Raw genomic sequence first — 19,652 nt, 5'->3', positions numbered from 1 at the left:
CCACCCCACGCCGGACACGCCCGTCCGCGAGGGGCTGCCGCCGGCCCGGCGCCGGCGGGCGATGGTCGCGATCCTCTCCGGCGTGATCCTCGCCACGCTCGACACCGCCATCGCCAACACGGCGCTGCCGACCATCGCGGCCGATCTCGGCGTCGATCCGGGAGATTCCGTCTGGATCGTGAACGCCTACCAGCTCGCCGTCGTGGCGACGCTGCTGCCGGTCGCGGCGCTCGGCGAGATCGTCGGGCAGCAGCGGATCTACCTCGCCGGCCTGGCGCTGTTCACGGTGGCCTCGCTCGTCTGCGCCCTGGCCTGGTCGCTGCCGGCCCTGGTCGCCGCGCGGATCCTGCAGGGCCTCGGGGCGAGCGCCCTCATGGCGGTCAATGTCGGGCTCATCCGCTTCGTCTACCCGACCCACCAGCTCGGGCGCGGCCTCGGCCTCAACGCCTTCGTGGTCGGCGTCGGCTTCGCCCTCGGGCCGACCGTGGCCTCGCTGATCCTGCTCGCGGCGCCCTGGCCGTGGCTCTTCGCCATCAACCTGCCGATCGGCCTCGCCGCCCTCGCCCTGGCCTGGAGCGCGCTGCCGGATACCGGCCGGGCCGGCCACCGCTTCGACGGCCCCGGCGCGCTCCTCACCGCCGCCACCTTCGCGCTGCTCGTGCTCGGGCTCGAGGAGGCCGCCCACGCGGCACCGCCCTGGCGCGTCCTGGCCGAGCTGGGCGGCGCGCTCGCCTGCGGCGCGCTGCTCCTGCGCCGCCAGGCGGACCACCCCGCGCCGATGCTCGCCGTCGACCTGCTGAAGCGCCCGCTCTTCGCCCTCTCCGCCGCGACCTCGGTCTGCGCCTTCGCCGCGCAGGGGCTCGCCTTCGTGTCGCTGCCGTTCCTGTTCCAGCACGCCCTCGGGCGCTCGCAGGTCGAGACCGGGTTCCTGATGACGCCCTGGCCGGTGGTGGTCGCGCTGATGGCCCCCCTGGCGGGCCGCCTCTCGGACCGGTACCCGCCGGGCCTGCTCGGCGGGATCGGCCTCGCGGGGCTCGCCCTCGGCTTAGGGTCGCTGGCGGCCCTGCCGGCCGAGCCGAGCGTCGCCGCGATCGCCTGGCGGATGGCGCTGTGCGGCTTCGGCTTCGGCTTCTTCCAGGCGCCGAACCTGCGCGCCATCATGACGAGCGCGCCGGCGGCGCGCTCCGGCGGCGCGAGCGGCATCGTCGCCACCTCGCGGCTCCTCGGCCAGACCACCGGGGCCGCCCTCGTGGCGGGCTGCTTCGTGATCGCCGAGGCGCACGGCCCGGCCCTGGCGCTCGGCCTCGGCGCCGCCTTCGCGGGCATCGCCAGCGTCGTGAGCCTCTCGCGCCTCGCCGTGGGCCCCGGTCCGGGCGCGGCGGACCGCCCGACGTGAGCCGGACCGCCGCCTCGGGCCGCGGTCGTTCGCCCTGGCCAAATCCCGTTGCGGCGCGCGGACGGGGCGCGCCGCTTCGAGCCGACGGGGCGGGCCACCGCCGCCGCGGACCAACGATCCCACCCGTTCGTCAGAGGAGGAACTCGCCGTGATCCACGTTCTCGCGATCATCACGACCAAGCCCGGCATGCGGGAGACGGTCCTGGAGGCCTTCCGGGCGAACGTGCCCGCGGTCCATGCCGAGGAGGGCTGCATCGAGTACGCCGCCGCGATCGACACCGAGGGCGCCGGCCCGGTCCAGACGCCGTTCGGGCCGGACAGCTTCGTGGTGGTCGAGAGATGGGCCAGCCTCGACGCCCTCAAGGCGCACGCGGCCGCCCCCCACATGGTGGCCTACGGGGCGAAGATCAAAGAGCACCTCGTGTCCCGGGTCATCCACGTGCTGTCGCCGGTCTGACCGCCCTCTCTCCCGGTCGCTTCCATGCGGCGCGGCCGGCCGCGCCGCCCTCACTCCGACGACGGACCCGGTGCCCTGACCGTCACGCCGAGCAGCGCCTCGAAGGGCAGCACCATCGCGCCCTTGTCGCGGTCGCCGTGGCCGTGCAGGAGCGCCGTCTGGTAGGTCGCGGTGGCGGCCGCCGTCACCGGCATCGGGAAGCCGCGCTCGACCGAGATCGCGGCGGCGCTGACCAGGTCCTTGTAGGCCTTGCCCAGGGGGTAGCCCTCGTCGAAGGCGCCCTGGAGGATCCGCGGCACGAAGTACTGCGAGGCGTAGCTGCGGCTCGTCCCGGTGGTGACCACGGTCGCCAGCCGGCCCGGATCGAGGCCCATCGCGACCGCCATCGGCAGCACCTCGGCGAGGGCCGCGATGTTGATGTCGTAGATCACGTTGTTGATCGTCTTGGTGAGCTGCCCGCTCCCGAGCGGCCCCATGTGCAGCACCTGGGTGCCGATGCGCGCGAGCAGCGGCCGCATCGCCGCGAAGGTCTCGGGCTCCCCGCCGCACATGACCGTGAGCGTCCCGGCCTCGGCCCCGGCGGGGGCGCCGGAGACCGGCGCGTCGAGGACGCGCAGCCCGCGCGCCCCGAGCGCCCGGCCGATGCTCACCGCCTTGCCGTGGGCGATGGTGCTGAGATCCACCACCGTCGCGCCGGGCGCGAGGCGCGGCGCGAGCCCATCCGGGCCGAACAGCACGCTCTCCACCACGTCCCCGTCCGGAAGGCAGAGGAACAGCGTGTCGGCGCCGGCGACCGCCCCGGTATCGGTCGTGACGGTGAGTCCCGGCGCCGCGTGCGCCGCCAGCCCGGCGATCCGCGCCGGATCGGCGTCGACCGCCGCGACCGTCTCGGTGCCGTCGCCCTTGCGGGCGAGGTTGAGGGCGATCGGCCAGCCCATCTGGCCGAGGCCCATAACGGCGATGCGGCGGCTCACGGGCGGGGCTTCCGGGTGGTCATGGGCATCGTCGCCTCCCTCATCGTCCGGCTCCCTTGTCGTCGGCGGAGTCGATCCCGATCGCCTCGAGGAACCGCGACACCATGTTGTAGGCGCCGACCGTGGCGGTCAGCTCGACGATCGCGCGCGGGTCGAAATGCGCCCGCAGCGCCGCGAAGATCTCCGGCGCGACGTGGACCGTCCGTGTCATCGCGTCGCAATAGGCCAGGACCGCCCGCTCCCGCGGGTCGAACACGTCCGCCGATTCCCATTCCGGCAGCGCGTCGAGCTGCGCCCGGGTCAGCCCCTCGCGCAGGGCGATCGGAACGTGCTGCTCGGCCTCATAGGCGGCCCCGTTGAGGTGCGCGATCCGGACGATCACCAATTCGCGCAGGGCGCCGGGGAGGGCGCAGCGCTGGCGGATCGCCGTCAGGAAGGTGAGCCAGCCCTCCGCCACCGGCGGGCTGTGCAGCAGCATGGCGTAGAGATGCAGGACCTCGCCGCGCTCGGCGGCGATGCGCGCGGCGAGGTCGGCCGTCTCCGGCCGCGCGAGGTCGGCGTAGGGAATGCGCGCCACGAAAGGTCTCCTTCCGGCCGGGCCGGTGTCGTCGTTGCACGGAGTGTGTGTCGAGGCGGGCCTACTTCAGCAGCACGCCCTGCACGAACGCGACGACCGCCGTCCGGGCCGCGGCGGTGGTCTCCGGGTTGTGGCCGACATGCGCCCCGACGGCGACGCAAGGATCGGTCTTCAGGCTGTAGGCCGCGCCCGTCCCGGCGTTCAGGATCGCGCCGTCCGGCCCCTCCTTGAGGCGGCAGTTGCGCGTGCTCTGCGCCTTCGGCACGGCGACCAGGGGCGGGCTCGTCGGGGTGTCGAAGCTGTGCTGCGAATCCGGGTACTCGGTCAGGGTGGCGTCCGCCCCGGCCTGCCTGAGCCGCGCCACGTAGTCCCGGCACGGCGCGATGCTGACGTAGTCGTCGCTGATGCCGTGAAACAGGCGGATCGGCGCCGGGCCGACCGTCGCGTCGCCGTCGTAAGCGACGTTGCAGGGGGTGTAGAACCCGATATGGGCCGCGAAGCGGTTCGCCCCGCCATAGGCCGCGTGGAAGCGCGCGACGGCCGAGTAGACCGACGCGACCGCGCCCTTCGAGAACCCCATGACGGCGATGCGGTCGGCACGGACCCGCGGATGGGACGCCAGGAGGTCCAGGGCGCGGTAGGCGTCGACCATCATCGCCAGGGAGTTCAGCTGCTCCTGGTTCTCGACGGTGCTGACGATCCCCCGCCCCGTGAAGGTGTCGAGGATGAAGGCGCCGATTCCCGCCTCGTTGAGCGCTCGCGCCCAGGCATCGGCGCCCGCGCCGATCCCGCCGGAGCCGTGGACCAGGACGACCACCGGCACCTTCGCGGGAGGACCGACGGGCAGCCGCAGCTCGCCGCCGAGCAGCACCTCGCGCCCCGCCGCCCCGCCGCGCAGGAACTCCTCCCCGGTCAGCGTCCGGCTCCTGACCGCGTGGATCTCGATCCGGCCCGGCAGGGGCGAGGCCGGTTGCGGAGCCGCGTGGGAGGCCGGCGCCCCGAGAGCGCATCCGGCCAGGATCACGGCCCGTGCGAGGGCCTGTGTGGCGGTCGAGAGCCGCATCGTCTCCTCCCGTGCACCTTGCCGGTGCGCCTTGCCGGCGTGTCCTGCCGGTCTGCTGTGATGCCCAGCTTGCACCGGAGACAGGGCGCGTCAATGAGGTGTGCGCCGGGGCACAGTTCCGCCAGGAGCGACGCCGCACGCGTCGCCTCGCGACGGCTCCCCGGCCTGCACCATGGCGCCGGCTGAATCCCGTCGGTCGTTTACGAGAAGTTAAGATTGTTATACTAGAACTAACGCTGCGTGATGAAGAGCATAATCAGATTGTTCATTTGCCGTGACGAAGTGTCCGACGTCTCAAACATTGCCAGGACATCGAATTAATCTGTGATATGAAGAGGGCGAGCAGATAGAGATACAAGCCGGATTCGGATATTGCTTTTTATCTCTTTGGATCCTGCTTGTAATTGCACATTCAGTTCTGCGCGACGCAAGCAAAAAAAGTGTGTACAATAGTCGGCGGCATGTCGTATGCCCACTTCAGCAATGTGAGCTTCGCCAGTCCGTTCCAACCAACTCTCCAGAATCAGATGTGCAAGGACAATGAGGAACTCGACAAGAAGTATGGGATCGTGGTGTTGCCAACCAGGCGTACCGCTTCAGAGGTAAGTTTCAGGCCGAAGAGCGTTTTCGAGTTCGATGACGAAGGGTCTTGCCGGCTGAAAAATCTCATCGATCTGGTGGAGGATGAATATTATTTTTCATACTGTCTGTACTCAGATTTTACCATTCTCTGGCTGATCGATCGAGGCGGCAAGCTGATCATATCATTGGAGGAGACGCTGATAGATGGCCAATCCAGCGGCAGCTATCCCCTCCCGCGATTCGTCGACAGGCAGAATCCGATCAGGGAGCGAAAGCTGGGCCATCCAGCCCTCGTGGGCGGCGAAGGTGCGCGAATCGGAGGAGAACTCAAATATGACCCAATGAGAAAGGATTGGTATCTCTCCAACGCGTCAGGAAGATACGGCGTGAACCTCGGCAGGACGGAAGAACAGCTTGAAGAGGTTGCCAAGCTCTTTCGCAACAGAGGATTCAGAATCGAGACTGATTTTATTTAAAGGAGTGCAAAAAAATGGCTTCGCACACCATGGACGATGCATTAATAAACGAGCTTGTTTTCAAGCTGGGGCACTTGTTGCCCAGAGAGAGAAAGCATTATTCATCATTAATTAACAACTCAGAACATATTGCGTATTTCGTCTCTCATTTGCAGAAATATATCGAAAGAAATTTTGCCAAGCCGTTGAGCGAGAATGACCTTGAAGATTTGATCGTGATGGCAGCGGATGTCAGGCAAATTCTCGGCAGTAACGTCGGTGCCGTGTGCCACGAGCCGCCCGCTGGACGCGCGTGGATTGTGTTCGTGAACGCTATCCAAGGAAGTTCGTTTCTCGAGTTGGAGAAAATCAATTCGCACCTGAGGGACGAGGCAAAAGATCATGTGATGCCTGAAGAGGTTGCTGCGGAGATCGTCAAGGCGTACGTGAGTCACAATCATGTCGAATCAAGTGAACTGTCCGACTTGATCGCGGCTGTTCATGCTTCTATCAACAATCTCGATGTCCATGCAGCGAGTTCTTCGAGCGATACCGGCTTGACGCCGCCGGTGCCGATCAGCAAGTCCGTAACTCCGGATTATCTGATTAGCCTGGAAGATGGTAAAAAATATAAAATTTTGAAAAAACATCTTGCAGGACGCGGGCTGACGCCTGAGGAGTACCGCCAGAAGTGGAATTTGCCCGAAAACTATCCAATGGTCGCGCCGAACTATTCCGCACAACGGGCGCAGCTCGCGCGAACGAGCGGATTCGGGGAGAGGCGGAAGCGCGCATCGGCGCGGGCGCGGGCGGGCGAGGCGTGAGCCGTTTCCCGGAACGTGCCTGACCGCGGGATCCCGCGCCGGTCCCCTGGCGGGCCAGGGCCGGTCAGGCCACGGCCGACGAGGCCTCCGCCCGGACGCCGTCGAGAGCCCGCGTGACGGCCGCGAGATCCTCGAAGTGCGGGAAGGCGCCGGTCGGCAGCCGCTCCACGGTCCAGTTCCGCCGCCCGGCGAAGCGGGGCAGGTCGCGGTAGTCGACGAAGTCGCCGCGGGAACCGTGGATCACCAGGACGGGCAGGTCGAGCGCCTCGTAGAGCGCGGTGGCGTCCGTCGGGAAGAGGTGGCCGGCGATGAAGCAGAAGGGCGCGTGCTCGGCGCCCGGCTGGTGCGCCGAGGCGTAGCCGTAGTCGAGCAGGCCCTCGTCGATGTCCGTCGAGCCCCAGGTCTTCTCGAGGAAGAAGCGCATGCTCGGGCGGCTGACCAGGGCGTCGAACACGGCGCGGCCGAAGGGCGGCGCGTCGAGGACCGCGCGCAGGCGGTCCTTGCCCCGGTGGCCGCCGGGCGGGGCGCGGCCGGAGAGCCGCGCATCGAACCCGGTCGGGCTGATCAGGGCGAGGCGGCGGTAGTCTCCCGGGCGCTCGAGGGCGGCGCGGGCGAGGTACTCGGCCGAGAGGGAGAGGGCGAGCGCATCGAGCGCGGCGCCTCCGTGGCGCCGCCGGACCTCGGCGGCGGCGGCGTGGATCGCCGCGACCATCAGGTCGGGCGTGTAGCGCCGGCGGCCGCGCTCGGAGGCCCCGAACCCGGGCAGGTCCAGGGCGTAGACGGGCCGTCGTCCGCGCTCGTGCAGGAAGAGCGGGCGCACCTCGTAGGCGCTCGCGGCGGCGTTGACCGAGTGGACGAGGAGGAGGGGAGGGCCGCTCCCCTCGTCGCTGCCGTAGAGCGCGACGCGGCCGGCCTCGGTATCCAGCGCGTCGAGGCGGCCCGGGAGGGCTCGCGGCAGCGGCAGGCGGTGATCGATGGCGAGCCGGCTGTAGGCGAGCCAGGCGCCGCCGCCGGCAACGGCCGCGAGGCCGAGGACCGTGGCGGCCTGACGCGCCAGGAGCGGCAGGACGGAGTGGGGCCGACGGGCCATGGGCACCTCGCGAACGTCGTGCCGGCACAACGTGCTGCCCGGCCCAACGTTGCGGCGCGAGGGGCGAGCGCCGGACCGCAAGTGCCCACCCCTGGCCGGCGCCCACGCCCGCCGCCCGGGCGGGTCAGTATCCACGCCCGGTACGCTGCGGCACCGGACCCGCGAACAGTCGGCGCTCCTTGGCGTTATGCAAGCCGGAGCATCGGACCCGAGCGCGGGTGCGGAGGTTATCGCGTTGGACGACGTGACGAGACGGACGAGAGAGGAACGCGTGCGTTCGGGCGATCCTGCACCGGTCCCGGGATTCCCTTCGGGCACCGGGAGCACCGGCGCCCTCATGCGCGAGCTCGACTGGTCGGGCTCCCCGCTCGGTCCGCCCGGGACGTGGCCGCACTGGCTGCGCTCCGCCGTGAGCCTGATGCAGGGGTCCGGGTTCCCGATGTTCGTGGCCGCGGGGCCGGAGCTCGCCTTCCTCTACAACGACGCCTACGCGGAGATCCTCGGCGACAAGCACCCGGCCGCGATGGGCGTGCGGTTCCGGGACATCTGGCCGGAGATCTGGTCCGACATCGCGCCGTTCATCGACACGGCGATGAGCGGCCGGGCGACCTGGGTCGAGAACATGCCGCTGGTCATGCACCGGCGCGGCTACGACGAGCAGGTCTGGTTCACCTTCTCGTACTCGCCCCTCCGGGACGAGGACGGCGCCGTGCGCGGGATGTTCTGCGCCTGCACGGAGACGACGGCCCGGATCCGGGCCGAGACGGCGCTGCGGGAGAGCGAGATCCGCTTCCGCAACATGGCGGACAACGCGCCCGTCATGATGTGGGTCACCGGCGCCGACGGCGCCTGCACCTACCTCAACCGCCGCTGGTACGAGTACACGGGCCAGACCGAGGCGGAGGCCCTCGGCCTGGGCTGGCTCGACGCGGTGCATCCTGACGACCGCGACCGGTCGGGCGAGGTGTTTCTCACGGCCAACGCCCGGCACCGGGAGTTCCAGCTCGAGTACCGCCTGCGCGGTGCGGACGGATCCTACCGCTGGTTCATCGACGCGGCCCAGCCGCGCCTCGGCGAGGACGGCGCCTTCCTCGGCTATATCGGCTCGGTGACCGACATCCACGACCGCAAGGCTGCCGAGGTGCGCCTGATCGAGACGACGCGGCGGCTCGACGCGATCCTGAACAACACCTCCCAGGCGATCTTCCTGATGGATGAGCGCCAGCACTGCAGCTACATGAACCGCGCCGCCGAGGCGCTCACCGGCTACGACCTCGAGGAGGTGCTCGCGCTCGATTGCCCGCTGCACGACGTGGTGCACCACACCCGGCCGGACGGTTCGTCCTACCCGCTGTGCGAGTGCCCCATCGACCAGGCCTTCCCCGAGAACGAGCGCGAGCAGGGCGAGGAGATCTTCGTCCACCGGGACGGCTCCTTCTACCCCGTCGGCTTCACGGCGAGCCCGATCCGGAACGAGCGGAACGAGCCCATCGGCACCGTGATCGAGGCCCGCAACATCGAGGACGAGCTGCGCGCCAAGACCGCCCTGGAGGCGTTCAACACGACGCTGGAGCGGCGCGTCGAGGAGGAGAGCACCCGGCGCGAGAAGGTCGAGGAGGCGCTGCGGCAGTCGCAGAAGATGGAGGCGGTGGGCCAGCTCACCGGGGGGCTGGCCCACGACTTCAACAACCTGCTCACCGGCATCTCGGGCTCGCTCGAGCTGATGCAGGCGCGCATGAGCCAGGGGCGCCTGACCGACCTCGACCGCTACATGACGGCGGCGCAGGGCGCGGCCAAGCGGGCGGCGGCCCTGACGCACCGCCTGCTCGCCTTCTCGCGGCGCCAGACGCTCGACCCCAAGCCCACGGACGTGAACGCCCTCGTCCATGGCATGGAGGAGCTGATCCGCCGCACCGTCGGCCCGTCGATCCACATCGAGGTGGTGGGCTCCGCCGGCCTGTGGGCCGCCCTCGTCGATCCGAGCCAGCTCGAGAACGCGCTGCTCAACCTCTGCATCAACGCCCGCGACGCCATGCCGGACGGCGGGCGCATCACCATCGAGACGGCCAACCGCTGGCTCGACGACCGGGCCGCGCGCGAGCGCGACATGCCGCGCGGCCAGTACCTCTCGCTCTGCGTCTCCGACACCGGCACCGGCATGACGCCCGAGATCATCGCCAAGGCGTTCGAGCCGTTCTTCACCACGAAGCCCATGGGCCAGGGCACCGGCCTCGGCCTCTCGATGATCTACGGCTTCGCCCGGCAGTCGGGCGGGCAGGTGCGCATCTACTCGGAGGTCGGGCAGGGCACGACCGTGTGCCTCTACCTGCCCCGCCACCACGGCGACGTCGCGGGCCCGGGGGAGATGCCGGACCTCGCCGAGGCGCCGCGCGCCGAGCAGGGCGAGACGGTCCTCATCATCGACGACGAGCCCTCGATCCGCATGCTGGTCGCCGAGGTGCTGGAGGATCTGGGCTACGCGGCGATCGAGGCCGCCGACGGTCCCGCCGGCCTGAAGGTGCTGCAGTCGGACGTGCGCATCGACCTGCTCGTCACCGATGTCGGCCTGCCCGGCGGCATGAACGGCCGGCAGGTGGCGGACGCGGCCCGGGTCACCCGGCCCAACCTGAAGGTGCTGTTCATCACCGGCTACGCCGAGAACGCGGCGGTCGGCAACGGCTACCTCGACGTCGGCATGCAGGTGCTCACGAAGCCCTTCGTGATGGAGGCGCTGGCCTCGCGGATCCGGGACCTGATCGAGGGGTGAGGGCTGCGAGGCGATGCAACCGGGCGAGTCTTATCACCAGCCGGCGCGGCGCTTGAGCGATGTGGAAATCGTATGAGTGCGCCGCTCAGATCGCGTCGCTCTCCGCGAGGTGCCACAGCACGTCCGCGAGCACCCGCGCACCCGCGGTGAGGTCGCCGGGCTCGGCCCACTCCGCCGGGTTGTGGCTGACACCGTCGCGGCAGGGCACGAAGATCATGCCGGTCGGGCAGGCGTAGTGGAGCTGCCGGGCGTCGTGACCGGCCGCCGACAGGATGTCGCGATGCGGAAGGCCGAGACGTCCGGCGGCCGCCGCGATCGCGCCGCGCACGGCCGGCGAGAAGGCGAGGGACGGGTTGTGCTGGATCTGCCGCAGGGCGGCGGCGCAGGGACCGCGCTCGGCCTCGACGATGGCGCGGATCTCGGCATCGATGCGATCGACCACGGCGTTGTCCGGGTGGCGCAGGTCGATGGAGAACTCCACCGCCGCGGGGACGACGGAGGGCGCGTTGGGCGTCACCTGGAGCATCCCGACGGTGAGCTTCGTGTCGGCGGGATCGGAGGCGGTCCGGTCGATGGCGGCGATCATGCGGACGGCCGCCATGAGCGCGTCGCGCCGCTCGTGCCGCTCGGCCGTTCCGGCATGCGCGGCCTCGCCGGTGACGCGCACGCGGTAGCGGCGGGTGCCCTGGATGCCGGTCACGACGCCGATCGGGATCCGGTCGCGCTCCAGGAACGGGCCCTGCTCGATATGGGGCTCGACGAAGGCCGCGACCGGGCGCAGGAGCGGGCGCTGCGGCACGTCGCGGTCGCAGGCGAGCACAGCCGAGAGCGCCTCGCCCTGGGCGATCCCGGCCGCATCGCGGATCCCCGCAACCTCTGCCAGCGTCCGCACGCCCGTGAACAGGTCGGAGCCGGTCATCCCGGGGGCGAACCGGCAGCCCTCCTCGTTCGTGAAGGCCACGACCTCGATCGGGCGGCTCGGCACGAGGCCGGCCGTCCGGATCGCCTCGACGGCCTCAAGGGCCGCCAGCACCCCGTAGGCCCCGTCGAACCGGCCGCCCGTCGGCTGGGAATCGATGTGCGAGCCGGCCATCACGGGCGGACGGTCCGGCTGCCGGCCGGGAAGGCGCAGGAAGAGGTTCGCGGCCGCATCCGTGAACGGCGCGAGGCCGAGCGAGCGGCCGAGCGCCACGAGGTGGGCGCGCGCGGCGATCTCGGCTTCCGTGAGGGTCTGGCGGTCGACGCCGCCATCCGGGCGGGCGCCGAACCGGCTCAAGTCCATCAGGCGCCGCCAGAGGCGCGCGCCGTCCACGTGGTCAGACGGGCGCGCCACGCTCAGCGCGTCCGCATGATCTCGGCCGGGTTGGCGCGCGGGTCGCGCGGGCCCCAGCGGCCGCTCTCCACCTGGGCGAGGAACTCCGCCAGGATCTGGTTGAACAGCGTCGGCTCCTCGAGGTTGAGGGTGTGGCCGGTCTTCGGCAGGACCGCGAGGCCCGAGGCCGGAACCGTCCGCTTGAGGAAGAGGCCGGGCTGCAGGCAATGGTCGTCCTCGTCGCCGACCACGACGAGCAGGGGCGCCGTCATCGCGCGGAACTGATCCTCCAGGTCGTAGAGGGAGGGGCGGCGCATCTGCACGCCCCGCATGGTGTTGGCCGCGCCCCGGCTGTCATGCTGCCCGAGACGGTCGGCGAAGAGCTGCCAGCCGCGCGGGTCCTTGTCCTGGAACTGCACCCGCGAGGCGCCCTCCGCGTAGACCTTAGCGAAGGTGGGCGCGCCCTGCGTCTCGAAGTTGGTCGCGACCTGCTCCGATATGCCCTTGAAGTAGTCCTCGTGCGCCTTCTCGGCGCCGTAGCCGGCGCCCGCGGCCGTGATCGAGCGCACCCGGCCCGGATGGCGCAGGCCGGCGTGGAGCACGGCGAAGCCCCCCATCGACAGGCCGACGAGATGCGCCGTCTCGATGCCGGCCGCGTCCATGACCGCGACGATGTCGTCGGCCGCGATCGCCTGCGAGTAGGACTCGACGGATTCCGGGATGTCGGACGGCGGGAACCCGCGCGCCGCGAAGGTCACGCAGCGGTGCCGGCGCGAGAAGAAGTTCATCTGCGGCTCCCAGCTCCAGTGGTTGCCGCCGAACTCGTGGACGAAGACGATGGGCGTACCCCGCCCCGCCTCCTCGAAATGCAGCTTCACGCCGTCGCTCGCGGTCGCCCTGGGCATGGTTGCCTCCTTCAGACGACGGTGCGCCGGGAGGCGATGCCGCCATCCACGGTGAAGACGGTGCCCGACGTGTAGCCGGAGCGGAACGAGGCGAGGAACAGGAAGAGGTCGGTGATCTCGTGCACCTTGGCCGGCCGCTTCAGGGGGTAGCGCACCAGCAGCTCCTCGTAGCGCTCCGCGTCGCCGAGCTCGTTCTGCGCGAACTTGCGCAGCATGGTGTAGATGCGCGACGTGTCGACGGGCCCCGGATTGACGCCGACGACCCGGATGTTGTCGTCGAGGCTCTTTCCGCCCAGCGCGCGGGTCATCGCCATGATCGAGGCGTTGCCGGCGGCGCCCTCGATGTAGTTCGGGTCGCAGACCTCGCCGCCGTTGCCGATGTTGTTCAGGATCACGCCGCCGCCGCGCGCCTTCATCCGCGGATAGACGAGCCGGATCATGTCGGCGTAGCCGAAGCCCTTGAGGGCCCAGCCCTCGCGCCAGCGCTGCGCGCCGATGTCGAAGAGCGAGCCGCTCGGGATCACCCCGGCGTTGTTGATCAGGATGTCGACGTCGCCCGCCTCCTCGACGATGCGCTCGCAGGCCCCGTCCTGCGTCATGTCGATCGCCGTGACGCCGACCGCGACCCGGTGCTCGGCCTCGATCGCGCGCTTGAGCGCGTCGAGCTTGTCGGCGGACCGCGCCGTCAGGTGGAGCGGGCAGCCCTCGGCCGCGAAGGCGTGGGCGAGCCCCTCGCCGATGCCCTGGGAGGCGCCGGTGATCAGGACCGTCTTGCCCTGGAGTTGGAGATCCATCGTCGCTTCATCCTCGCGATTGCGCAGTGGGCAGGGCCGTTCTCAGAAGAGCTTGACGTCCGCGTTCATGCCGCGGGCCCGCTCGATCATCGCGGGCAGGAGATCGACGAACTCCTCGACCCAGTCCCGCGGCACCGAGACCGACACCTTCACGAACCGGTCGCCGAAATTCGGCGTGTGGTAGGAGCCCTGCCGGATCATGATCCGGCGCTCCTGGTAGGCGGCGACGAGCGCCTCAGGCGCGATGCCGAGGCCGCCGGTCTCGAGCACGACGAAGTTCCCGTGCGAGGGGTAGACCGGCATCACGAGGCCCGGGATCCGGTCGCAGGCCGCCTTGATCAGCGCCTGGTTGCCCCGCTGCTCGGCGAGCACGCCCGGGAACCACTCGTCCTTGACCGCGAGGCCCGCCATCGCGGCGCGCTGGGCGAGGATGCTCGAGCCGAGATTGTTCGGCGGGGCCGCGGCCAGGCGCTCGGCCATGTCGGGATGGGCGATCACCGCGCCGACCCTGAGGCCGGCGAGGCCGAGCCACTTCGAGAAGCTGTAGATCGTCAGCGTGCGCTCCGGATCGAGCTTCGCCGCCAGGTGATGCTCGTGCGCGAAGTGCCGGTAGGTGCAGTCGTGGATGAGGTAGGCCCCGGCCTTCCGCACGATGGCGACGATCGCGGCGATCTCCTCGGCCGTGCAGGCGGTGCCGAGCGGGTTGTTCGGGTCCACCAGGTAGACGACCTTGGTGCGCGGCCCGATCGCGGCCTCGAGCCGGGCGGGGTCGAGGCGGTAGCCGTGCTCAGGGCCATAGATCGGGATCTGCCGCACCGTGGCGCCCACCGAGCGGGCGAAGGCCATCGGCCAGTTCCAGGTCGGGTCCGTGGTGACGAACTCGTCGCCCGGCGCCAGCAGCGTGTGGCAGACATGGTAGAGCGAGGCCACGGCCCCGTCCGAGACCAGGGCGGACTGCCCCTCGATGCCGAAATCGGCCACGATCCCCGCCCGCAGCGCCTCGAAGCCCGCCGGCGGCGCGTAGACGTGGAATCCCTCCTCCCGGATGCACCGCTCCATCGCCTCCCGCACGGCCGGGTGGCTCGTCGCGTGGTTGGTGTTCTGGCCGAGCCAGCGCAGGTCCGGCGTGTTCACCAGCGCGTCGAAATGAGCGTTCCGCGCCTCGAAGGCTCGCATGGTCAGGCCTCTCCATCTGGGGCCTAACAGATACTCTGCTGCGTTTGGCATGCAAGATAAAAAATCTGGCACACAGATTGGCGAAATGGCATGCATTTAGGCGCCTGTGGCATCCGATTATGCATGCGGATCAGGATCTGACATGCCATGATGCTGGCGGTCGTAGAGAGCCGGGAGGGTGGGATGCTGACGAGACGGCGGGTTCTGGCGGGTTTCGGTGCGGCGGCCGGTGCCGCGGCGGCCGGCGGCTTTCCCCGCCCGGCCCTGGCCCAGGCGACGAAGGTCACCTTCACCACCTCCTGGATCCCGGAGGGCCCGAACCTCTTCGCCACCATCGCCCGCGACAAGGGCTTCTGGAAGAAGCACGGGCTCGACGTCAGCGTCGCGCGCGGCTCCGGGTCCGGCGCGGCGGCCCAGGCGGTCGCGGCCGGCACCTTCGATTTCGGGATGGCCGCGACGCCGACCGCGATCATCCAGGCCTCGCGCAACCTGCCGATCACCTGCATCGGGCAGATCAACTACGACGCGCTGATGGGCGTCGCGGTGCTGGCCGCCTCGCCGATCAAGGCGCCGAAGGACCTCGAGGGGCGCAAGCTCGGCGCGAGCGTCACGTCCGGGGAGTACCCGTTCCTGCCGCTCTTCGCCGAGAAGGCGGGGTTCGACCTGAAGAAGGTCGATCTCGTCCAGATCGACGGCAAGGTCCGCGAGCGCTCGCTCGTCGAGAAGCAGGTCGATGCCGTCTCGTCCTTCGCGACGAGCACGCTGCCCTCGCTCGTCCCCCTCGGCACGGAGCTGCGCTTCATGCTGTTCCGGGATGCGGGCCTGGACTTCTACGGCCAGTCCCTGATCACCCAGCCCGCCCGGATCGAGAAGGATCCCGGTCTCGTGGCGGCCTTCGTGGCCGGGGCCATGGAGGCGATCCGGTTCACCATGACCGACTTCGACGAGGCGGTGAACCTCTTCCTCAAGGCCAACAGCGAGGTCGCGATCAGCTCGACCGGCAAGGCCTACGCGCGGATCGGCCTCGGGCTCACGAACCTGACCAACCTCGTGCCCGAGGTGAAGGACAACGGCTTCGGCTACGCCGACCCGGCCAAGGTGGCGACGATGACCGACGTCGTCGTCCGCTACGGGGCGGGCGACAAGGCGACGAGGCCCGACCCCGCCGCCCTGTTCACGAACCGGTTCGCCGGCACGGTCAAGCTCGAGGCCAAGGACCTCGCGGCGGCGGAGGCCGGTGCGGCGCCCTACCGGAAGTACGTGATCTGATGGCCGCCCAGTCCGCCACCCGTCCCCGCGGCCCGGGCGTGCCCCAGGCGATGTCCGGCGCGACAGCCCCCGCGACGCCGCTCCTGCGGATCGCGCAGGTCGAGAAGGTCTATGGCGGCCGCCAGGGTCCCGTGCGGGCGGTGGCCTCCGCGAGCCTCGAGATCGGGCGCGGCGAGTTCGTCTCGCTGCTGGGCCCGAGCGGCTGCGGCAAGAGCACGCTGCTCATGATGATCGCCGGGCTCGAGACGCCGACGAGCGGCACGATCGAGCTCGACGGCAGCCGGGTGGTCCGCCCGCGCCGCGACATCGGCATCATCTTCCAGGACGCGACGCTGCTGCCCTGGAAGACCACGCTCGAGAACGTGCTCTTCCCGATCCGGATCCTGAAGCTGCCGCTCGCCCCCTACCGGGAGCGGGCGCGCGAGCTCCTGGCGATGGTGGGCCTGAGCGGCTTCGAGAACCACAAGCCCGCGCAGCTGTCGGGAGGCATGCGCCAGCGCGTGGCGATCTGCCGGGCCCTGATCCACGATCCCGCGATCCTCCTCATGGACGAGCCGTTCAGCGCGCTCGACGCGATCACGCGCGACCAGATGAACGAGGCCCTGTCGGAGATCATGGACCGGACGGCGAAGACGGTGATCTTCGTCACGCACTCGATCCGCGAGGCCGCCTTCCTGTCGGACCGCGTCGTCGTGATGGGGGGCCGGCCCTCCCACGTCATCCTGGACGAGCGCATGCCGTTCGGGCGGCCGCGCCGCCTCGCGATCGAGGAGACGCCGGAATTCGGCCAGGTCGTCCGCCACCTGCGGCTGACCATCGAGCAGGCCCACGGCACGGCGCCGTCCGGCCGCAGCGCAGGCGGGGAGTAGGTCCATGGCGGGCGCAATCGGAACGGAATCCGGGGCCATGCTGGCGGCGCCCGGGCGGGCTGCGGGCCTCGGTGGGCTCGGGCTCGGGAGTGTGCGGGCGGTTCTCCTGCCGGTCGCCCTGGCGGTGGCGGCGCTCGCGGCCTGGCAGGCGGTCGTGGTGCTCGGCGACATCCCGCCGGTCATTCTGCCGTCCCCGGTCTCCACGCTGCGCTACATCGTCGAGCACTGGGACATCCTCCTGACCCATGCCGTCCCCACGACGCTGGAATCGGCCATCGGCTTCGTCCTGGCGACGCTGCTCGGCGTGCTCCTGGCGATCGTGATCACCTATTCGAGCCTGGCGCGCGAGGCGCTCTACCCGAACCTCGTGTTCTTCCAGCTGATCCCGAAGATCGCCCTCGCGCCGCTCTTCATCATCTGGCTCGGGATCGGCATGCAGTCGCGCGTCGCCTTCGCGGTCTTCATCGCGTTCTTTCCCGTGGTGATCGCCACGACGGCGGGCTTCACCAGCGTCGACCGCGGCATGCTGCGGCTCTGCCGGTCGCTCACGGCGAGCGAGTGGCAGATCTTCACCCACGTGCGCTTCCCGGCCGCGCTGCCCTACATCTTCAGCGGCATGAAGGTCGCGATCACGCTCGCCATCATCGGCGTGATCATCGGCGAGTTCATCACGGCGCAGGCCGGCCTCGGCTACCTCATCATCTTCGCGACGGCGCGCGCCGACACGGAGGTCTCGATGGCCGCGATCGTCGTCCTATGCGTGTGCGGGCTGCTGCTGTACGGCTTGGTCGCCCTCGGCGAGATCGTCGCCAACCGGATCTTCTCGGCAGAGCCAGCGTGAAAGGCGAGACCATGAGCCAGCGGACGGCGCAGCGGGGGCGCCGGCTCGACCTGTCGGAAGCCGGGATTGTCGAGGACACCTCGCTCGCCGGCGACGTCGCGCGCCGCCTGGAGGAGGACATCCTGCAGGGGACGATCCGGCCGGGCCAGCGGCTCGACGAGCGCGAGCTGTCCGAACGCTACGGCGTCTCGCGCACGCCGGTCCGCGAGGCCCTGCAGCGGCTCTCGGCGAGCGGGCTCGCGAGCGCGCGGGGGCGCCAGGGGCTGCAGGTGGCGCAGTTCTCGGTGGCCGACCTCCTGGATGCCCTGAGCGTCGTGGCGTCGCTCGAGGCCCTGGCGGCGTCGCAGGCGGCGCGCCGGATCACGCAGGAGCAGCGCGCCGTCCTTGAGGCGGCGCACGCGGCCTGCGGCGCGGCCATCGCCGAGGGCGACTACGACGCGTTCTACACCGCCAATATCGGGTTCCACGACGCGATCGCGAGCGCGAGCCACAACCGGGTCCTGCAGGATGAGCTGCGGCGCCTGTCGGTGAAGACCGCGCCGTACCGCCGGGCGATCACCTTCCAGCCCGGCCGCATGCCGCAATCGCAACCCGAGCACGCGGCGGTCCTCGCGGCGATCCTGCGCAACGATGCGGCCGCGGCGGGAGAGCGGATGGCGCACCACGTCTCGCTCCTGTCCGAGGGCATCGCGGACTTCCTGCACTTCGTCAGGTCGTCGGAGCACGCGGGCCTGTTCAAGGACGAGGCCTGACGCCGCCGGTGCGCGACCCGCCGGCCCGCCAGGAGCCGGGGCGGTGTTCGCGCCCGCACGGCGAGCGATGCCCGGGCGGGCTCGCCCTCCGGCCGGTCCCGCGACCGCGACGCAGCGCATCGACAAGGCCGGACCTTTCGCGTCGTCGCCAAGCGGACCGAGGGTGGCCGCTCCCAAGCCACCATCACGCGCGAGGAACTCTAGCCCCCGAGGGAATAGCCGGGGCGAGAGGGCGTCCCCGTCCGGGCAAGGACCATGCCTGCGTCGCGGCCCCTTGCGCCCCGACCGCTCGCCGGGCGGCGCTTGCTCATATCCACGACGTCCCGGAACAGGATTGCAACCGATCAGCTCGAACCGTGCGGGGCCCGGCTTGCGGCCCCGAGCCGCCTGCTTTGGGCGATGGAGCACGCGTCATCGCGAAGTAATGGTGCTCGCCGGGCCCTGTGTCCGAATCACCCGTCAGGCGATCCTTGAGGCCGGCAGTGCTGGGACGTCAGCTCCAGGAATAAACTCTCAGACGCGATTTCAGGGTTGCATTTGTTTATCCCACTCTCGACCTGCGTGTGGAGCGCGCGGTAGTTGTCTGAACTAGATTGTCAGGCCTCAGGTTTTGTCCTATATTGATGACAGTATAAGCAGAAAGTGAAAAGAGGACGACTGCCATGCGGCGTGCTTTGCTCGCTTCTATCCTCCTCGTTCCTTGCGCGCTTCCGGCTCTTGGCCAGGCCCCCCTGCCGCCCGCCGACACTCTGGGCGTCTATTCCGGTGCGGCTGCCGAGACCCGCACGGTGCTCACCTTCAAGGTCAACGACGACGTCGTGCAGAAGCTTCTGCCGGACGGCTGGACGCTCGCGCCGATCGCCCAGGGGCCTGCCAAAGGAGCCAACCTGTCCGTCGTGTTCGCCGAGCGACTGGCGACGGTCGGCCCGGACGGCAAAGCGGTGGGAGGCGAGGAGGCCTCCGTCATTCTGTCGATTCCTGCCAGGAACAACGCGGAGACCGCCTTCGCCATCATCGAGGCCTACAGCGATGCGGCGACGGCGCCGGGCTTCTACAAGGTCGGCAAGCCGGCGAAGGTCACGCTCGAGCGAAGCCTTCGCGCGACCAACCTGACGGGGACCATCGAGGAATCGTGGTCGGTCGCAGGCGACGGCGGGGAGCGGATCACCCTCCGGCTCGGCTACGAGCGGTCGCAGCCGAGCCGCGTGCAAGTCGACTCCCGCAACGTCTCGGCGGCCGATGCTCGGGTGCGCCGCACCTACCGGATCGACCAGGGTCTGGTCGTCCTGGCGAGCGCGCCGAACGGCGTGGACCAGGCCAAGGGCCTGACGTTCAACGCCACGGGCGGCCTGCTCGGCAGGCTCTTCGACGGATCGCAGCAGCTGGTGAGCGCCGTGTCGCTCCCCTGGTACTCCCGGCAATTGTACGTGCCCGCGAGCCAGTGAGCGGACCTGCACTGGAAGACAGTCTCGGTTTTTCGGGTCCCGCGGCGGCGCTGGGCCGCCGCGGGACCCGGGATCACAGGAATCCGATGGAGATCCAGGGCACG

Annotated in this window: 18 protein-coding genes; 10 read left to right on the top strand and 8 right to left on the bottom strand. The window is 70.0% G+C overall.

The window, feature by feature from the left end; translation table 11 throughout:
* Both VQ02_RS10800 and VQ02_RS10795 read left to right on the top strand, forming a co-directional pair.
* Positions 1-1,396 (top strand): MFS transporter (locus VQ02_RS10800; protein ID WP_209436998.1); only part of this gene is annotated, 1,396 nt, incomplete at its 5' end.
* Between the two features lie 148 nt (positions 1,397-1,544).
* The gene (locus VQ02_RS10795; RefSeq protein WP_048444191.1) at positions 1,545-1,853 is read left to right on the top strand and encodes a putative quinol monooxygenase; all 309 of its coding nucleotides are present in this window, start codon (positions 1,545-1,547) and stop codon (positions 1,851-1,853) included.
* A gap of 50 nt (positions 1,854-1,903) precedes the next feature.
* On the opposite strand, the gene VQ02_RS10790 is transcribed toward VQ02_RS10795, so the two are convergent.
* From VQ02_RS10790 to VQ02_RS10780, 3 genes are all read right to left on the bottom strand, one after another.
* Positions 1,904-2,827, bottom strand: coding sequence for an NAD(P)-dependent oxidoreductase (locus VQ02_RS10790; protein ID WP_053080322.1), 924 nt, complete (start codon positions 2,825-2,827; stop codon positions 1,904-1,906).
* A 40-nt stretch (positions 2,828-2,867) separates the two neighbouring features.
* The gene (locus VQ02_RS10785; protein ID WP_048444189.1) at positions 2,868-3,404 is read right to left on the bottom strand and encodes a carboxymuconolactone decarboxylase family protein; all 537 of its coding nucleotides are present in this window, start codon (positions 3,402-3,404) and stop codon (positions 2,868-2,870) included.
* 61 nt (positions 3,405-3,465) lie between these two features.
* Positions 3,466-4,467, bottom strand: a complete 1,002-nt coding sequence (locus VQ02_RS10780; protein ID WP_048444188.1) for a dienelactone hydrolase family protein — start codon at positions 4,465-4,467, stop codon at positions 3,466-3,468.
* 461 nt (positions 4,468-4,928) lie between these two features.
* Here VQ02_RS10780 and VQ02_RS36930 point away from each other — a divergent pair, with 461 nt between their 5' ends.
* Both VQ02_RS36930 and VQ02_RS39040 read left to right on the top strand, forming a co-directional pair.
* The gene (locus VQ02_RS36930; RefSeq protein WP_157080580.1) at positions 4,929-5,525 is read left to right on the top strand and encodes a hypothetical protein; all 597 of its coding nucleotides are present in this window, start codon (positions 4,929-4,931) and stop codon (positions 5,523-5,525) included.
* Between the two features lie 14 nt (positions 5,526-5,539).
* The gene (locus VQ02_RS39040) at positions 5,540-6,328 is read left to right on the top strand and encodes a Ros/MucR family transcriptional regulator (RefSeq protein WP_245239685.1); all 789 of its coding nucleotides are present in this window, start codon (positions 5,540-5,542) and stop codon (positions 6,326-6,328) included.
* Between the two features lie 64 nt (positions 6,329-6,392).
* On the opposite strand, the gene VQ02_RS10775 is transcribed toward VQ02_RS39040, so the two are convergent.
* Positions 6,393-7,418, bottom strand: a complete 1,026-nt coding sequence (locus tag VQ02_RS10775; protein WP_048444187.1) for an alpha/beta fold hydrolase — start codon at positions 7,416-7,418, stop codon at positions 6,393-6,395.
* 337 nt (positions 7,419-7,755) lie between these two features.
* Here VQ02_RS10775 and VQ02_RS10770 point away from each other — a divergent pair, with 337 nt between their 5' ends.
* Complete coding sequence (locus VQ02_RS10770) at positions 7,756-10,185, top strand: PAS domain S-box protein (protein ID WP_048444186.1); 2,430 nt, start codon at positions 7,756-7,758, stop codon at positions 10,183-10,185.
* An 85-nt stretch (positions 10,186-10,270) separates the two neighbouring features.
* Here VQ02_RS10770 and VQ02_RS10765 read toward each other — a convergent pair whose 3' ends face one another.
* From VQ02_RS10765 to VQ02_RS10750, 4 genes are read right to left on the bottom strand one after another with little or no spacing between them, the layout of a single operon-like run.
* The gene (locus VQ02_RS10765) at positions 10,271-11,518 is read right to left on the bottom strand and encodes a Zn-dependent hydrolase (RefSeq protein WP_048444185.1); all 1,248 of its coding nucleotides are present in this window, start codon (positions 11,516-11,518) and stop codon (positions 10,271-10,273) included.
* Between the two features lie 2 nt (positions 11,519-11,520).
* Positions 11,521-12,402: an alpha/beta fold hydrolase gene (locus tag VQ02_RS10760; protein WP_048444184.1), complete on the bottom strand. Its 882-nt coding sequence runs from the start codon at positions 12,400-12,402 to the stop codon at positions 11,521-11,523.
* 11 nt (positions 12,403-12,413) lie between these two features.
* Positions 12,414-13,196: an SDR family oxidoreductase gene (locus tag VQ02_RS10755; RefSeq protein WP_048444183.1), complete on the bottom strand. Its 783-nt coding sequence runs from the start codon at positions 13,194-13,196 to the stop codon at positions 12,414-12,416.
* A 42-nt stretch (positions 13,197-13,238) separates the two neighbouring features.
* Positions 13,239-14,372 carry a pyridoxal phosphate-dependent aminotransferase gene (locus VQ02_RS10750; protein WP_048444182.1) on the bottom strand — a complete coding sequence of 378 codons (1,134 nt, stop codon included), beginning with the start codon at positions 14,370-14,372 and terminating at the stop codon, positions 13,239-13,241.
* Positions 14,373-14,555: 183 nt separating this feature from the next.
* On the opposite strand from VQ02_RS10750, the gene VQ02_RS10745 reads away from it, so the two are divergent.
* The 5 genes from VQ02_RS10745 (at position 14,556) to VQ02_RS10725 (ending at position 19,548) form a co-directional block, all read left to right on the top strand.
* Complete coding sequence (locus tag VQ02_RS10745; protein WP_048444181.1) at positions 14,556-15,641, top strand: ABC transporter substrate-binding protein; 1,086 nt, start codon at positions 14,556-14,558, stop codon at positions 15,639-15,641.
* Positions 15,641-16,510 carry an ABC transporter ATP-binding protein gene (locus tag VQ02_RS10740; protein ID WP_245239684.1) on the top strand — a complete coding sequence of 290 codons (870 nt, stop codon included), beginning with the start codon at positions 15,641-15,643 and terminating at the stop codon, positions 16,508-16,510. The genes VQ02_RS10745 and VQ02_RS10740 overlap by 1 nt, the downstream gene beginning before the upstream one ends.
* A 4-nt stretch (positions 16,511-16,514) precedes the next feature.
* The gene (locus tag VQ02_RS10735) at positions 16,515-17,351 is read left to right on the top strand and encodes an ABC transporter permease (protein WP_083469145.1); all 837 of its coding nucleotides are present in this window, start codon (positions 16,515-16,517) and stop codon (positions 17,349-17,351) included.
* Positions 17,352-17,362: 11 nt separating this feature from the next.
* Positions 17,363-18,103 carry a GntR family transcriptional regulator gene (locus VQ02_RS10730; RefSeq protein ID WP_053080320.1) on the top strand — a complete coding sequence of 247 codons (741 nt, stop codon included), beginning with the start codon at positions 17,363-17,365 and terminating at the stop codon, positions 18,101-18,103.
* Between the two features lie 788 nt (positions 18,104-18,891).
* Positions 18,892-19,548, top strand: a complete 657-nt coding sequence (locus VQ02_RS10725) for a hypothetical protein (protein ID WP_048444180.1) — start codon at positions 18,892-18,894, stop codon at positions 19,546-19,548.
* The last annotated feature ends 104 nt before the right edge of the window (positions 19,549-19,652 follow it).

The sequence above is a fragment of the Methylobacterium variabile genome (assembly GCF_001043975.1).
Classification (GTDB): Bacteria; Pseudomonadota; Alphaproteobacteria; order Rhizobiales; family Beijerinckiaceae; genus Methylobacterium; species Methylobacterium variabile.
The sequence above is the reverse complement of the archived record's forward strand: the minus strand, read 5'-3'. Positions and strand labels throughout refer to the sequence as shown.